Here is a 15679-nt window from a genome sequence, read left to right as displayed (position 1 = left end):
GCAAACCATACCATCTCGCCGGCCTCGGCCGGCGATGGCATTTCATTCCTGGCCCACGACCATCGGCCGGGGGCGACGACGACGTCAGCCGATCGGCAGGCGCGTGATCGTGGACCGCGTGTCGGCGACGATCTGCGGCTTGTGCTCGCGTTCGCCAACCGGTTGGGTCACCGGCAGTTGCAGCACGGTCGCGCGCTGGCCTTCGACGAGCTGTGTCACCAGCACGTATTTGCCGTCGGGAAATTCGATCGCGTCATGATGGCGATCGGGAATGTGCGGGTCGATCTTGCCGAACTTGCCGACGCGGGAGTTCACGGTGCGCGTCCAGATCCAGCGATTGTCGTAACGGACGTTGTCGGCGAAAGCGAGCTCCGTTCCCGGCAGCAAGCAGACCGCGACGGAGAGATCGGCTTCGGAGGCGAAGCCACGCGTCGAGGTGCCGCGGAAGGTTGTCGTGACGATCGTCTCGCCGACTTCGGCGGGGCGTGTCGCGACGGCATGCAGGCTGTAGTCACACATCGGGTGCTCCTCATGCGAAGATAGCGACCCGCACCTCCTTTGGAGGCGCTGGCCTCTATCAGGGTGGAAGCACGCAACGCTCTGCTTGGTTGTAGGCAAATCTGCGGCTGCGTCCGCAAGCCGCGATCACATTATCTTTCCCTGACTCGATAGGAACAAAGCCGATGCATGCGTATTCGGAAGGCGCGTGCGTCAGCGCCCCGCGGCTGCCGACCGACGCGAATATTGCCAGCCCGATTGCAGAGGCTGTGCAATTGCATTTCGCACGTTGCGGGTATGCTCGCTGGCCGCCCATTCCGTTCGCATCTGGCGGTGCGATTGTGTGGCAACGGCCTGCGGCGCTGATGCTGCGATCAGCGCCGTGACGATCGTCCATGAAACGATCTGGCGCATGACGTCTCCTCGAACTCTCAGGCCGCGAGGCGATTCTGCTGCGCGGCGTGTCGAGGATGTCGCGCCGGAGGAGGGGCCGGATAGTCTGAGCAGAACCGGAAAGACGATCCAGCCGGAGCGGAGAATGATCCGCTCCAATAGGTGTCGAACGACCGCAGGACCGCTCAGTACTTCCGGTACAGCCCGATCAGCTTGCCCTGAATCTTCACGCGGTTCGGCGGAAGAATGCGGACTTCGTAGGCGGCATTGGCGGGCTCGAGCGCGATCGAGGCGCCACGGCGGCGGAAGCGCTTGAGCGTGGCCTCCTCGTCGTCGATCAGCGCCACCACGATGTCGCCGGTATCGGCGCTCTCGTTGCGCTGGATCAGCGCCATGTCGCCGTCGAGGATGCCGGCCTCGACCATGGAGTCGCCGCGCACTTCGAGTGCGTAGTGCTCGCCCGAGCCGAGCATGTCAGGCGGCACGCTGATGGTGTGGCTGCGCGTCTGCAACGCCTCGATCGGCGTGCCGGCCGCGATGCGGCCCATTACGGGCACTGCGACGGGACGCTCGCCCTCGTCCACAGGCGGGCTGGAGGTCGTGCGCACCTTGCCGAGATTGCCTTCGATGACGCTCGGGGTGAAGCCGCGGCGGCTGCCGGCGGCGGCCTGGAGCTCGGGCAGCTTGATCACCTCGATGGCGCGGGCGCGGTTGGGCAGGCGGCGGATGAAGCCGCGCTCCTCGAGCGCGGTAATCAGGCGATGGATGCCTGACTTCGAGCGCAGGTCGAGCGCATCCTTCATCTCGTCGAAGGAGGGCGGCACGCCGCTTTCCTTCAGACGTTCGCTGATGAACCGTAGAAGCTCGTACTGTTTGCGCGTCAACATCTCGACCAAAGTCCCCCGGTTGATGTCGTTTGATTCCGAGATGATGATGTCAGCGATAAGCCGCTACATCCTCGAAACAAATCATGAACGGACACTATATGTTCGATATGTGTTCCGCAACTGCTTAATTTATGGTGAACAGGACGAGGCTCGCGGAATGCGTGTGGCCGCGCAGCTCAGGCGGGGAGCCGCAGCACCTCGCAAGGCGTGCCGGCCTCGGCCCTCGGCGCGAACGGTGCGCGCACGAGAAGTACCTGTGCTGCAGCGAGATTCGCAAGCAGAGAGGAGTCCTGATGGCTGACGGGAAGGGCGACGAGCGTGCCGTCGTCACGCTGTTCCAGGCGCGCACGCAGATAATCCTCGCGCTGGTCGTTGGCACCGAGATCGCGGCCCAGCACGGCGCGCTCGCGGTGATGATGGATCACTGAGCGGCCCGACATGGCGCGAATCAGCGGCACCATGAACAGGAAGGCGCACACGTAAGACGACACGGGATTGCCGGGCAGGCCGATCACGCGCATTGCGCCGAGCCGTCCGTGCATCATCGGCTTGCCGGGCCGAATCGCGATCTTCCAGAACGCCATCGAGATGCCTTCGTCCTTGAGCGCCTGCTGGACCAGATCGTGGTCGCCGACCGACGCACCACCGGTCGTGATCAGGATGTCGGCGCCGCTCTCCCGGGCGCGACGGATGCCGGCGGAGGTGGCCTCCAGCGTATCGGCGGCAACGCCGAGGTCGATGGTCTCGGCGCCCTCGCTGCGGGCGAGCGCGTGCAGGGCATAGCCGTTGGAATAGACGATCTGGCCGTGACCTGGCGTGGTGCCCGGCATCACCAATTCGTCGCCGGTGGCGAGGATCGCGACCCTCGGACGGCGGAAGACGGCGAGATGCGGGTGGTTCATCCCGGCGGCCAGCGCGAGATCGCGCTCCGTGAGACGGCTTCCCTTGCGGAGCAGCACGTCTCCCTCGCGGAAGTCGATGCCGGCGGGGCGGATGTGCCGCCCGGGAATCGCCGCTTCCTTGATCGTGATGAGCTTGCCTTCCGCGACGGTGTCCTCCTGGATCACCACCGCATCGGCGCCGTCGGGAACGACGCCGCCGGTGAAGATCCGCACGGCTTCGCCGGGCCCAACCCTTCCCGCGAACGGTCGACCCGCCGCGACCTCGCCGGTGACCGCGAGCCTGGAATCGACCGTTGCCGCATCGGCGGCGCGCACCGCATAGCCGTCCATCGCCGACATGGCCTCCGGTGGCTGCGTGCGCCGCGCCGCGACGTCGCGGGCGAGCACGCGATGGTAGGCCTCATCGAGGGAAACCATCTCTTCAGGCAGCGGCTCTGCACCCGCCAGCACCGCGGCTAGCGCGTCAGAAACGGGCATGAGGGCCACGGGCGGAAACTCCTGCAAATGGGTGGCGAGAGTTCTAGCCGAGTGCAGGCGCGAGGCAAAGCAGCACGCAGGATGATTTATCCGGCGCGATTTCCGTCGTGGTGCAGGGAGCTCAAGTCCGCCGCGGCATGATCCGGAAGGCGAGACAGACCGGCACGAGGATAGCCATGGCGAGGACGAGAGTGACGAGCGCCACGGCCAACATCGGTCAACGTCCTGCCGGATCGCTCGGACCGACGTCCGGTGCGACGTCGGGAGCTCTGGGATCCGGATCCTTGTCGGGCAGCGGATCGGCCAGGGACTTCAGGTCGGCCGCCTTGCTGATCAGCTTGGCGGAAAGGTCAGAATCCGAGGTGGTTCTGGCGAATTCAAGCAGGAGAGAGGCTTGCCTGGTGAGATAGCTTTTGCCCAGCACGTCGATCAGTCCGATGTAGAGGTCCCAACGGACTCATGAGTCCGAAAGGTGGTATTCCGTTCCCGGAACTTCGTACAAAAATGCACAGAGGTGTTGGGTTCCTCATCTTCTGCAAATTGAGTTCCGGGAACCGAGGGTGCTGCGGCCTCTCGCTGGAGCCCGTTGGCGTCAGATGCCAAGCGCCCTCAATGCGTTCCCGACGTCGCCGGGCGACATCACGTGCACGGCGTTCAAACCGACAGCCCGTTGGGGCTCCACAGCCAAGCTGGTGTAAGCTTTACGGCATACGTTCTCTTGAAGCGAGGAGCGGCCCATGACACGAAAAATTCTCATCATGGGGCTTCCGGGCGCGGGTAAGACGACGCTCGCCAATACTCTGGCGCCGCTACTCAATGCAGTTGTTTTCAATGCGGACTCGGTTAGGGCCAACGTATCGAGAGACCTCGGCTTTAGTCACGAAGATCGCGTTGAACATGCCCGCCGCATGAGCTGGATGTGTGACCGGGTAGTCGAAGCGGGAGGAACGGCGATCGCGGACTTCATTTGCCCGACGGAGGAAACGCGGGCTGCATTTGGTTCTACTTTCACAGTTTGGATTGATCGCATTCAGGAGAGCCGATTCGCAGACACCAATCGTATGTTTACACCGCCCAGCCATTTTGATGTGCGCGTCAATGCGGATGGCACTGTTCGATATTGGGCGGAGCAAGTGTTGGCACGCCTGCGACCGGCATTTGATCCACAACTGCCGACCGCGCTGTTCATCGGCCGCTATCAGCCGTTTCACCTTGGCCATCAGCGCCTGATCGAAGAGGGCCTGCGTCGTGTCGGCCAGGTGTGCATCGCTGTTCGCGATACGCACGGAATCGATCAGAAAAACCCGCTATCGTTCTTCGCGGTGAAGCAACGGATCGAAGCTGCGCTGTCGGCCCATGTAGGCCGCTTCATTGTCCTGCCGATGCCCAACATTACCAATGTCTATTACGGCCGCGACGTTGGTTACGCAGTCGAACGCATCGTGCTCGACGAGGCAACGGAAGATATCTCCGCCACGGACCTGCGTCGGATGAGTGCAGCGCCGATGCCCCGATAATCGTCGTCAAGCGCTGCCGTCGGTCTCGAGCGGATCGTGAGTGATGAGGTTCAGAATCTCGTCGGAGGTGAAGCCGAGCGCCATCGGCCGCACCACATCCGGGACCACGCCGAGATCGTAGAGTTCCGTCACAGATCCATCGATACGGAACCAATGAACGCACGCACCCGTATCGAGATCGATGATCTGCACCCCGCACCACGGCTCCGAATCGGCCTCGGCGAGTCTGCGGTCGAGGGCCAGCCCTTCAAAGCGCTCGTAGCGTGGTTTTGACAGTCCCACGAATGCGTACCTGCCATGGAAGGCGAGCCCGCGCACGAAACCCGGGCAGAAGGCGAGCACCCGAAATCGCCCATCTTCCGCCAGGGCGCCGCGCTCGATCCAGCCGATCTCGCCGGTTCCGGAGTTCAGCAACCACAATCGGCCGCTATACATGCGCGGAGAATGGGGCATTGAGAGGCCTCCGAGAACGACGGCACCGGACTGCACGTCGATGACGATGCCGCCATTGGCGCGCCGGTCGCGCCAGCCATCGACGGTGTCGGATCTACTGACCGCCGTCACGTAGCGCGGCACGCCGGCTTCCATGGCGAGTCCGTTCAAGTGGCACCGGTCCTCTTTGACGATCTTCGAAATGAAGGAAGGCTTCCACAATGGCGTGAAGCTGTGCCGCTCGGATGTCGTGGCAAGGCAGTTATAGAGCGTATTGACGAAGACAATGCCGCCATCCTTCGTCAAGCCGATGTCGTGAACGTCGAGCTCGCCGGTGATGAATAGTTCACGCGGGACGTAGCACGCGTCATGCAGATCGTTGATTGTCTGCTCGCGCTCGAGCACGTTCCTGAACTTGACGATCTGGAACAGTGTGGCGAGAAGAAGGGTGTCTCGATCCGCGACGCAGATCCCCATCGCCTTGTGAAAAAAACGCTCATGCACCAGAAGCCCGCCATCGACGTTCTGCCCGATCAGATAGAACTTGCCTGATTGATAGGACGAAACGGCGAGTGCGATGCGCTCTGAACCAAGAAAGGCCGGCAGCCCAGGCGACATCGAATACTTGACCGCATTGCCGCCGTGCTCCGCGGCGGCGTCTGTGCGCAGTCGATCGGCAGGTTGCTCGATCACTTCGTTGCCTGTGATGCTCCTGGACAACGTCAACACTAGCCGAGTTCTTGCGGAAACACCAAGCCGGGTCTCCCCCGACCGGGCTGACTACTAGCGCGGGAGGTCGTTACTGTGTAAAAACGCAGGTAGCGCGATTTAGGTGGGTTGGAACCTGCATTTGCTGGAGGCCTTATTGGCCGAACGGTCATTGCGTCATCTGATCTTGTCCTCCTCGATGCTCGCCAGCGCGGTCATCGGTTATGGCCGCCGCGCGTACGCCGCCTGTGTTCCGGCCGGCGGATCGAACTTCCTATGCTCCGGCGCCAGCACGGCCCAGTCGGTCTCGGCTGCCAATGCCAATGTCTCGACGCTGCCCGGCTTCAGAGTCACGACCGTGTCGTCCAATGCCCTGGCCATTACCGGATCCGGCGATCTCTTTTACACGGACACGAATTTCTCGGCCCTGACCGCGACCTCAGGCAATGGGTTGAACGTATCCAATGCCGCCGGCCCGGGCAGCATTACCATCAACACCAACGGTGCCGTCACCGCCCGCAACTACGGCATTCGCGGCCGAAACTTCGGTAGCGGAGCGCTGTCGATCACGGCCAATGGAGATGTCATCAGCACCGGCACCGGCGTGGCTTCGCTGTCGCGCGGAATCGTTGCCGTGAGTTCGGGAACCGACCTTAGCGTGACGACGGGAGTCGGGACCACCGTGAGCGGATTGCGATACGGCATCTTGAGCCGCAACTACGGCACCGGCACGACAACTGTGACCGCCAATGGGGATGTCGCAGCCAGTGGCACGACGGGAACAGACGTCGGCATCCTTGCGCGCGGGACCGCAGACGTCGTTGTGACAACGGCGGCCGGCACAACTGTCAGCGGGCAAGAAATTGGCATATCCGCGCGGAGCGACGGCGCCGGTGCATTGAATATTACCGTCAATGGCGACGTCACGGGAAATACGGCCATTTACGCCAGAACAGGCGCCGGCGGTTCCATTGCGATCAACGTCGGATCGGGGAGCAGTGTGACCTCCAACGGCACTGGTTATGCCGTCGACACGTCCACTTTTGCTTCCGCTAACGGAGCCACCAATCTTACGGTCGCCGGCACACTGAACGGCGGGACGGGCGGCGCAGTCCGCTTCCATCAAGGATCGGCGCTGGCTGACCGGCTGGAATTGCATCCGACCGCGGTGATCAACGGCACCGTCTTCGCCGGACCGGGCACCGATACGCTTGCGTTGGGGGGGACTGGCACCGGGAGCTTCGATGTCTCGCGGATCGGCTCGGCCGCGCAATATCGGGATTTCGAGATCTTCGAGAAGGTCGGCGCAAGCCAATGGACCCTGACGGGCACCAACACCGGGATCTCCGACTGGACCGTAAATGCGGGCTTGCTCTCCATCCAGGCGACGATGCCCAACACCGACTTCAGCGTGAACGGCGGAACGCTGGCGCTGGTCGGCACCGGCAACATCTCCAATTCGATTGTCACCCTGAACGGCGCCACCAGCGTGCTGGACATCTCTGGCGCAGTGGCGGGGGGAACGATCGCGTCGCTCTCAGGTGTGGCCGGCAGCGCGGTTACGCTCGGCAATCAGACCCTGACACTGTCGAGCGCCTCCGGGACCTTCGGCGGCGCAATCTCGGGCTCAGGCGGGTTGACGCTGAACGGCGGCACGGAAAGGCTAACCGGGATCAGCACCTACACGGGCGCCACCACCATCAATGCAGGAACGCTGCTGGTGGACGGCTCCATTGCATCATCGAGCGGCGTTACAGCAAACAGCGGCAGTACGCTGGGCGGAACGGGGACCTTGCCGGCCACAGCGATCAATGGCGGTATACTCTCCCCCGGACCTGCGATTGCCACACTTAACGTTCAGGGCACTCTGAGTTTCACGCCCAACTCCACGTACCAGGTGGAAATTTCCCCTGCGTCCAGCGATCGCACGAACGTGACCGGGACCGCCGCACTCGCCGGCACCGCACACGTCATCGCCGGCGCCGGAAGCTATCCGAGGAATACGACGTATGTCATCCTCACCGCTACCGGCGGGTTGAGCGGAGCATTCTCAGGCTCGAACTTCGCATCCGACTTCCTCTGTGCCTGTCTCAGCTACGATGCGAACAATGTGTACCTGCAGATCACAAGCACGGGGCTGACGTTCGCGGGCGTCGGGCAGACTCCGAACCAGATTGCTACGGGCGGCGCCGTTGAAGGACTCGGCGTGGGCAATCCGATTTATGACGTGATCGTACTCGGCAGCGCAGAGCAGGCCCGCACCGCGTTTGACCTGCTTTCGGGAGAGGTTCATGCCAGCGCCGTCGGCATGGTGCTCGACGATTCGCGCCATGTCCGCGACGCGCTGCTTGGGCGGCTGCGACAATCCTATGGCGGCAGTTTCAATCCGCTTGCGAGTCTCACTCCCGGCGGTCCGGTGTTGGCGTACGCCAGGACGACGAACGATCATCCCGCACTTGGCTTCGGAGCCAAGAAAACGGCTATGCCTGCGGAGAACGTTGTCGCGGGGTGGGCTCAAACCATCGGCGCCTGGGGGCGTAATGCGGGTGACGGCAACGCGTCCGCGCTTTCGCGCTCGGTCGGCGGTTTCATGACCGGGTTCGATGCGAATGTCGGCGAAATGTGGCGGTTCGGCGTTGCCAGTGGTTATGCGCGCTCCTGGCTTCAAGCCGACGAGCGGATGTCGTCCGGAACGGTCGATAGTTACCATTTCGGTCTCTATGGCGGTGGCCAATTCGGCGCCCTCGGATTGCGGGCCGGCGTGGTCCATACGTGGCACGACGTGGAGACGAGCCGCAGCATAGCCTTTGCAGGCGGGGAAGGGTGCTGCGCCTCCATCTTCAGCGATACGGCGACGGCCAGCTTCGCGGCTCGCACCGCGCAGGTGTTCGGCGAAATTGGCGCGAGCTTTTTTGCCGGCCGTGCTGCTATCGAGCCGTTTGCGAACGCTGCCTATGTGAACGTCCACACCAATGGCTTTACGGAAAGCGGCGGCGCGGCGGTGCTCACTGCAAACGGACAGTCGAATGATGCGGTCTTCACGACGTTGGGGGCACGGGCCGCAATCACTTATGCGCTCGCCGATCGCGCGACGATCACGACTTTTGGCATGCTCGGCTGGCGCCGCGCCTTCGGCGACATTGCGCCGGTCATGGCCATGGCCTTTGCCAGCGGCGGTGCCGGATTCAACATTAGCGGCAATTCGCTCGCACGGAACGCCGCCCTCGTCGAAGCGGGCCTAAACGTGCACTTCAGCCCGACTGCGACCATTGGCCTCTCTTACGTCGGGCAGCTCTCGGATCGGGTGACTGATCACGCGATCAAGGCAAATCTGATGTGGCGGTTCTAAGCGGGCCGTTCAACGAATCCTGCTTCAGGTGCTGCCGACGAACTCCGACAAAGCGGGAGCAGGTCTAGGACAATCTTCGGTCGCGCCCCCAAGCTACCGGTCGTCGCCGCCTAATTCAGATGCCAAGCGCCCTCAATGCGTTCCCGACGTCGCCGGGCGACGTCACGTGCACGGCGTTCAAGCCTCGCGCCCGCGCGCCCTCGATGTTCTCCGCGAGGTCGTCGAAGAACACGATGCGACCGGCCGGCACGCCGATCGCGGCGACGACGTGGTCGAACGCCTCCGCGTCCGGTTTGCGCAGGCCGATGCTGGACGACAGATACAGCTCGCGGAAATGGCCGAGCACGCCGGCATATTCCTTCGAGAAATAGTCCACGTGCGGCCGATTGGTGTTGGAGAACGCATAGAGCGGCATCTGCTTTGCCGCGCGCGGCAACAGCTCGGCGATGTCGGGCATCTCCCCGGCGAAGATCGCATTCCAGCCTTCCAGGAACTGCGCGTCCGAGATGCCGATTCCGAGTGAAGCACGCAGCGAGGCGAAATAGTCCTCGTCGCTGATCTTGCCCATCTCGTGCAGCCGGTAGGCCTCGTCGCGCACATAGCGCGCGACGATGGCCTCGGGCTGGCAGCCGGCATGTCCCGCCCAGCAGGCGATCGCCTTGGAGAAGTCGATATCGAGCACCACGCGCCCGAGGTCGAACAGAAGCGCATCCGCGCCGCCGGGAGAGAGCGATGTCATTGCGTCCTTTTCACTTCAGTATCGGCAAGTCAGTAGCGATAGGGCTCATGGTCGAACAGCGGGAACGCGCTGAACACGCTAGGCGCGTTGGTGGCGGTCGCCGGATGCAGGCAGGATTTGTCGACCTCGGCGAATGAGGTGGCGCCCAGGAGGCCAAGGCAGCGCAGCACCTCGTCCTCGAGCAGCTCCAGCATCCGTGCGACACCGGCTTCGCCTGCCGCCGCCAGCGCCCAGCACTGCAGCCGGCCGATGCCGACGAGGTCCGCGCCCGCCGCGATCGCCTTGACGATATCGGTGCCGCGGCCGAAGCCGCCGTCGACCATGATCTTGGCGCGGCCCTTCACGGCATCGACAATCTCGGGCAGCACATGCATGGCGCCGCGGCCGTGGTCGAGCTGGCGGCCGCCATGGTTGGAGACGTAAATCCACTCAACGCCGTGATCGAGCGCGATCAGCGCGTCCTCTGCCGTGGCAATGCCCTTGAGGATCAGCGGTATTTTGAACTTGTCCTTGATCATCTTCACGGTCCGCCACTCCAGGCCCTTCTGGAAATCGCCGCCGGTGGCGCGCAGACGGCTCTCGCGAACGTAGCGCTTGGCGATGTCGCGTTCACGACGGCTGTAATGGGCGGTGTCGACGGTCAGGCAGAAGGCGGCATAGGCGTTCTTCTCGGCCCGGCTGACGACATCGGCGACGAAGGCATCGTCGCCGCGGACATAAAGCTGATAGAGACGCAGCGCGTCGGGCGCGGCTTCGGCGGTCTTCTCCAGTCCTGGCTCGGACACCGAGCTCAGCATGTGCGCCGCACCGAAAGTGCCGGCGGCGCGTGCCACGCTTGCCGCGCCATCCGGATCGAAGATCTCGAGGGCGCCGACCGGGGCGAGCACCACCGGCAGGCGCATCCTACGGCCGAATTGATTGACCCCTCCGTCGACCTTGCGGACATCGCGCAGCACGCGCGGGCGGAAGGCGATCTCGTCCAGCGCCATGCGGTTGCGGCGCATCGTGGTCTCGGTCTCGGCCGCGCCGACGATGTAGTCCCAGGCATTCTGGTTCAGGTTGGCGCGCGCTTTGCGGATGAATTCGTGCAGGTTCTGGAACGTCTCGTTGCTGGCGCCGAGTTCGACGTTCCTTTCAGGCCGGATGCGGGGCGCTTCGTTCATTGTTGTCCTCCCGAGAATTTGAAGTCTTATCGCCATCGCCTATCGCGTCCGGCCCTCGAAAACCATTCTAAAATCGCATAGCTGCGAGGCATGGTCGGCCCGACCGGTTTCCCGCTTTGCGCGAAACAGTTTCGGAACGTTGCCAAAAGTTTAGTCCAAGGCGAAGGGATTTCTTTGGTATACCCGCCAGCGTGGCATCCCGGCCTTGAAGAAACCGGAATGGTATTGTGAGAAGCGGGCTGGACCGCCATTTCTATGGCGCTCCCAACCCAAAGAGAACCGCCAAGCAAAAGGCTACCTCATCCATGCGGAAAACCCTGCTGTTCCCCCTCGGCGCGCTCACCGGAGCGTGTCTGACCCTTCTGGTAGCCAGCCCGCACGGTGGAGTATGGGCGGCACGGGCGGCAGCGAGCGCGGATGATGCCTATTCCCAGCTCAATTTGTTCGGCGCGGTGTTCGAGCGGGTCAAGGCCAGCTATGTCGAGAAGCCCGACAACGCCAAGCTGATCGAGGGCGCGATCACCGGGATGGTGACCTCGCTCGATCCGCACTCGCGCTACATGAACGCCAAGGCCTGGACCGAGATGCAGGAGACCACCTCCGGCGAGTTCGGCGGGCTCGGCATCGAGGTCACGATGGAGGAGGGCCTCGTCAAGGTGGTCTCGCCGATCGACGACACGCCGGCATCCAAGGCCGGCATCATGTCCGGCGACCTCATCAGCAAGATCGACGGCGAGGCCGTGCAGGGCATGACGCTCGAACAGGCCGTCAACAAGATGAAGGGTCCTGTCGATACCAAGACCAAGCTCACCATCGTGCGCAAGGGCGCGGACGCGCCGCTCGACGTCGCGATCACGCGCGAGATCATCCATGTGCGGCCCGTGCGCTTCCACGTCGAGAACGGCGACATCGGCTATATCCGCGTCACCTCCTTCAACGAACAGACCACCGACGGCCTGAAGAAGGCGATCGCATCGATCTCCAAGCAGGTCCCGGCGGAGAAGCTCGCAGGTTACGTGATGGATCTGCGCAACAATCCGGGCGGACTGCTCGATCAGGCCGTGTCGGTGTCGAGCGCCTTCCTGCAGCGCGGCGAGGTCGTCTCGACCCGCGGCCGCAATCCGGACGAGACTCAGCGTTTCACCGCGCATGGCGGCGATCTCACCAGGGGCAAACCGCTCGTGGTCCTGATCAATGGCGGATCGGCCTCGGCCTCGGAGATCGTGGCCGGCGCGCTGCACGACCACAAGCGCGCGACGCTGATCGGCACGCGCTCGTTCGGCAAGGGCTCGGTGCAGACCATCATTCCGCTCGGCTCCGGCAACGGCGCGCTGGCGCTGACCACGGCGCGCTACTACACGCCGTCGGGCCGCTCGATCCAGGCTCAGGGCATCGCGCCCGACATCGAGATCCTCCAGGACGTGCCGCCTGAGCTGAAGGGCCGGATGGACACCATGGCGGAATCCCAGATGCGCGGCCATCTGTCGGCTCCCGACGGCACCGAGCAGACCGGATCGCAGTCCTATGTCCCGCCGGAAGAGAAGGACGACAAGGCCCTGCATGCGGCCTACGACTTCCTCCACGGCGTGACCGCGAATGCCGTCGCCTCGAAGCCCGCGTCGAAGGCCTCGGTGCCGAACTAGACCTTACGACCTCCAGGCATGAATCGCCCGGGAGCGGATGACCGCTTCCGGGCGAATGCTTTTTTAGGGGCGCTCTCGGAGTCATCCCCTCCATCGCGGCGGAAGGCCTAACCGGCCTCGCGGCGGCGGCTCTCGCTGTCTTCGCGCCGGCTGCGATGCAGCGCGAACAGCTCCAGCATCTTGTCAGCTGGCCTGGCGGCGCTGAACAGATAGCCCTGCATCTCGGAACAGCCGAGCGCGCGAAGCAGGCGCTGCTGCTCCTCGGTCTCGACGCCCTCGGCCGTGGTGGTCATGCGGCGGGCGGCCGCCAGGTTGACGACGGCCTGAACGATGCTGGCGGACCCGTCGGGGCGGGCGATGTCGTCGACGAAACAGCGGTCGATCTTGATCTTGTCGAAGGGGAAGCGGTGCAGATAGCTCAGGGATGAGTAGCCGGTGCCGAAATCGTCGAGCGCGATGCGCACGCCGATGGCACGGAGCTGGTGCAGGATCGCGAGCGCGGCATCATCGTCGCGGATCAGGACCGCCTCGGTGATCTCGAGCTCGAGCCGGCTCGCCGGCAGGTTCGACGCGGCGAGCGCCGCCATGATCTTCAGCGCCAGCGTGCCGCTCTTGAACTGCACCGGCGAGACGTTGACGGCGAGGCGGATGTCGTCGGGCCAGGCGGCTGCGTCCCGGCAGGCAGTTGCCAGCACCCATTCGCCGATCTCGTTGATCAGGCCGGTGTCTTCGGCGATCGGGATGAACTCCGCCGGCGAGACCATGCCTCGCTCGGGATGGCGCCAGCGCACCAATGCCTCGCAGCCGGTGATGCGGTTGTCCTTCAGGCTGAGGCACGGCTGGTAATAGACCTCGAGCCCGCCTTCGAACCCCCCTTGGGCGATGGCGTGGCGCAGGTCGCTCTCGAGCTGGCGGCGCTCGCGGACCCTGGCGTCCATCTCCGGCTCGAAGAAGCGGTAGGTGCGGCGTCCGGCGGCCTTGGCCGCGTACATCGCCATGTCCGCGTTCTTGAGGATCTGGTCCAGCACCGTGCCGTGTTCCGGCGCAAGCGCAATGCCGATACTGGCATCGGTGGTGAGATGATGGCCCATGCAATCGAACGGCGTGCGGATGGCGTCGAAGACCCGAGCGACGAGCTCGTTGACTTGGTCCAGCGACGTCACCGCGCTCTGTACGATGGCGAATTCGTCGCCGCCGAGTCGCGCCACAAAGTCCGCCGGCCCTGCACAGCGGTGGAGGCTCGCGGCTACCGATTTCAACAGCTCGTCGCCGACGAGATGGCCGAGCGCGTCGTTGACGCCCTTGAACTCGTCGATGTCGATGTAATGCACCGCGATCTGTTCGCCGTCGCCGACCGCGGCCAGCGCTTCGCGCAGATGCTCGTGGAACATGGTGCGGTTGGGCAGGTCGGTCAGCGCATCGTAATGGGCGAGGTGGGTGATGCGCTCCTCGATACGACGTCGCTCCGTGATGTCCTCATGGGTCGCGACCCAGCCGCCATCCGCGAGCGGTTCGTTGAGGACGTGGATCGAGCGGCCGTCGGAGGTATCGACCACCATGGAATTGCGCACATGGATGTCCTTCAGCACGAGCCCGACGTAAGCGTCGACGTCGCCGGTGAACGAGCCGGTCGCCTTGCGATGGGCGATGATGTCGTGGAAGCTGGAGCCGGGCTTCACGACCTCGGCCGACAACCCGTACATTTCGATGTAGCGCTGGTTGCAGACCACGAGCCGCTGCTCGGCGTCGAACAGCAAGAGGCCCTGCGTCATGTTGTTGACGGCGCGGTCGAGCCGCTGCTTCTCCAGAGTCAGCCGTTCCCGCGAAAGGCGGTGCTGCTCCAGCAGCTTGCGCACGATCGCAATCAGCACGCCTGCGATGGCGAGCGCGGAAGAGACGGCGACCGAGATCAGGATTCCGATCTGCTCGCGCCAGTCCGCCAGGGCCGCCGCCCGCGTCGTGGAGGCCATCATCAGGATAGGGAAGTGCGGCAGGGCACGCGCGGAGATCAGCCGGTCCTCGCCGTCGACGGGGCTCGTGAAACGGCCGGCGAAGTGATCGAGGCCGAAAACCCTCTGATTGGCGAACGAACCGGTCTTGAAATTGCGTCCCATCAATTCGCTGGAATGGGGATAACGGGCGAGCAGCGTGCCGTCGCGATGCAGCATCGAGATCGTCGCGCCTTCGCCGAGCACGACGGAGGCGAAGAATTTTTCAAAGTTGGCGGGCTCGATCCCACGTCCGACGACACCGAGGAACTCGCCGCTTGGCCCGACGATCTTCCGGGCCACAAGGATCGTCCATGCGCCGGAGACGCGGCTATGCAGCGGCTCGATCAGGACATCCGGTGAATAGGGATCGTATTTGAAGGTGCGGAAGTAGGCGCGATCGGCAACGTTCACTCTTGGAGCCGGCCATGCCCTCGACGTATTGATCAGATTGCCTTCGGCATCGACGACGTTGACGCCTCCGATGTAGGGCAGCGCCTCGATCTTCGACCGCAGCATCTGGTGGACGTCCTCGCCCGAGAGGCGCTTGCGATAATCTTCCCCGGTCATGATTCCGCTCGAGCGGACGTGGTCGACGAAATCCTTCTGGATGACCGCGAAATCCTGCAATTGCTGATCGAAATGGTGAGCGAGCAGCAGCACGGTGTTTTCCAGCTCGCGGCCGGAGTTGCGCAGCGCCCGCTCGCGGAAATTCTGCGCCATCAGGACCGAGCCTATGGCGATGGCCGCGATCAGCAGCGTGCCGCCCACCACCAGCCAGCGGATCGGTCCGCCGCGCACGAAGGCCTGGTCAAAGAGGCGACTGCCGAGTTTCGTCATCATGCTGGATCATTGCCGGGCACACCTCAGGATCAATTCTTGACCCCGGAAACACCCGTTGGTTTACGGAAACGGTGTGGAGGTAAAGTTAGGAAGCGCGGTTAACGCAACATGAAGGGCCGCGCACAAATGCAATTGATGCG

The 15679-nt window shown here is 63.7% G+C and carries 11 protein-coding genes; 3 read left to right on the top strand and 8 right to left on the bottom strand.

The window, feature by feature from the left end:
• Positions 1–84: 84 nt before the first annotated feature.
• The 4 genes from ACSHT2_RS04545 to ACSHT2_RS04530 all read right to left on the bottom strand — a co-directional run bounded on the left by ACSHT2_RS04545 (position 85) and on the right by ACSHT2_RS04530 (position 3581).
• Complete coding sequence (locus ACSHT2_RS04545; protein ID WP_027574385.1) at positions 85–519, bottom strand: hypothetical protein; 435 nt, start codon at positions 517–519, stop codon at positions 85–87.
• Positions 520–1076: 557 nt separating this feature from the next.
• On the bottom strand, positions 1077–1778 hold the full coding sequence (lexA, locus tag ACSHT2_RS04540; protein WP_239623807.1) for a transcriptional repressor LexA: 702 nt from the start codon (positions 1776–1778) through the stop codon (positions 1077–1079).
• Between the two features lie 176 nt (positions 1779–1954).
• Positions 1955–3166, bottom strand: coding sequence for a molybdopterin molybdotransferase MoeA (locus ACSHT2_RS04535; protein WP_440640560.1), 1212 nt, complete (start codon positions 3164–3166; stop codon positions 1955–1957).
• Positions 3167–3374: 208 nt separating this feature from the next.
• Positions 3375–3581 carry a hypothetical protein gene (locus tag ACSHT2_RS04530; protein ID WP_440640559.1) on the bottom strand — a complete coding sequence of 69 codons (207 nt, stop codon included), beginning with the start codon at positions 3579–3581 and terminating at the stop codon, positions 3375–3377.
• A 313-nt stretch (positions 3582–3894) separates the two neighbouring features.
• On the opposite strand from ACSHT2_RS04530, the gene ACSHT2_RS04525 reads away from it, so the two are divergent.
• Complete coding sequence (locus ACSHT2_RS04525; protein ID WP_440640558.1) at positions 3895–4674, top strand: adenylyl-sulfate kinase; 780 nt, start codon at positions 3895–3897, stop codon at positions 4672–4674.
• A 6-nt stretch (positions 4675–4680) separates the two neighbouring features.
• On the opposite strand, the gene ACSHT2_RS04520 is transcribed toward ACSHT2_RS04525, so the two are convergent.
• The gene (locus ACSHT2_RS04520; protein WP_440640557.1) at positions 4681–5826 is read right to left on the bottom strand and encodes a TIGR03032 family protein; all 1146 of its coding nucleotides are present in this window, start codon (positions 5824–5826) and stop codon (positions 4681–4683) included.
• Positions 5827–5971: 145 nt separating this feature from the next.
• Here ACSHT2_RS04520 and ACSHT2_RS04515 point away from each other — a divergent pair, with 145 nt between their 5' ends.
• A complete protein-coding gene (locus ACSHT2_RS04515; protein WP_440640556.1) occupies positions 5972–9163 on the top strand; it encodes an autotransporter outer membrane beta-barrel domain-containing protein in 3192 nt (1063 codons plus the stop codon).
• A gap of 115 nt (positions 9164–9278) precedes the next feature.
• Here the strand turns inward: ACSHT2_RS04515 and ACSHT2_RS04510 are convergent, their stop codons facing one another.
• The gene (locus ACSHT2_RS04510; RefSeq protein WP_440640555.1) at positions 9279–9902 is read right to left on the bottom strand and encodes an HAD-IA family hydrolase; all 624 of its coding nucleotides are present in this window, start codon (positions 9900–9902) and stop codon (positions 9279–9281) included.
• 29 nt (positions 9903–9931) lie between these two features.
• Positions 9932–11065, bottom strand: a complete 1134-nt coding sequence (locus ACSHT2_RS04505; RefSeq protein ID WP_440640554.1) for an alpha-hydroxy acid oxidase — start codon at positions 11063–11065, stop codon at positions 9932–9934.
• Between the two features lie 305 nt (positions 11066–11370).
• Between ACSHT2_RS04505 and ACSHT2_RS04500 the strand changes: the two genes are divergently transcribed.
• Complete coding sequence (locus ACSHT2_RS04500) at positions 11371–12708, top strand: S41 family peptidase (protein ID WP_440640553.1); 1338 nt, start codon at positions 11371–11373, stop codon at positions 12706–12708.
• A 107-nt stretch (positions 12709–12815) separates the two neighbouring features.
• Here the strand turns inward: ACSHT2_RS04500 and ACSHT2_RS04495 are convergent, their stop codons facing one another.
• On the bottom strand, positions 12816–15539 hold the full coding sequence (locus tag ACSHT2_RS04495) for a bifunctional diguanylate cyclase/phosphodiesterase (protein WP_440640552.1): 2724 nt from the start codon (positions 15537–15539) through the stop codon (positions 12816–12818).
• Between the last annotated feature and the right edge of the window lie 140 nt (positions 15540–15679).

Origin of the sequence: Bradyrhizobium sp. PUT101 (assembly GCF_052043945.1) — a bacterium.
Lineage (GTDB): Bacteria > Pseudomonadota > Alphaproteobacteria > Rhizobiales > Xanthobacteraceae > Bradyrhizobium.
This window is presented reverse-complemented; position numbering and strand designations above follow the sequence as displayed.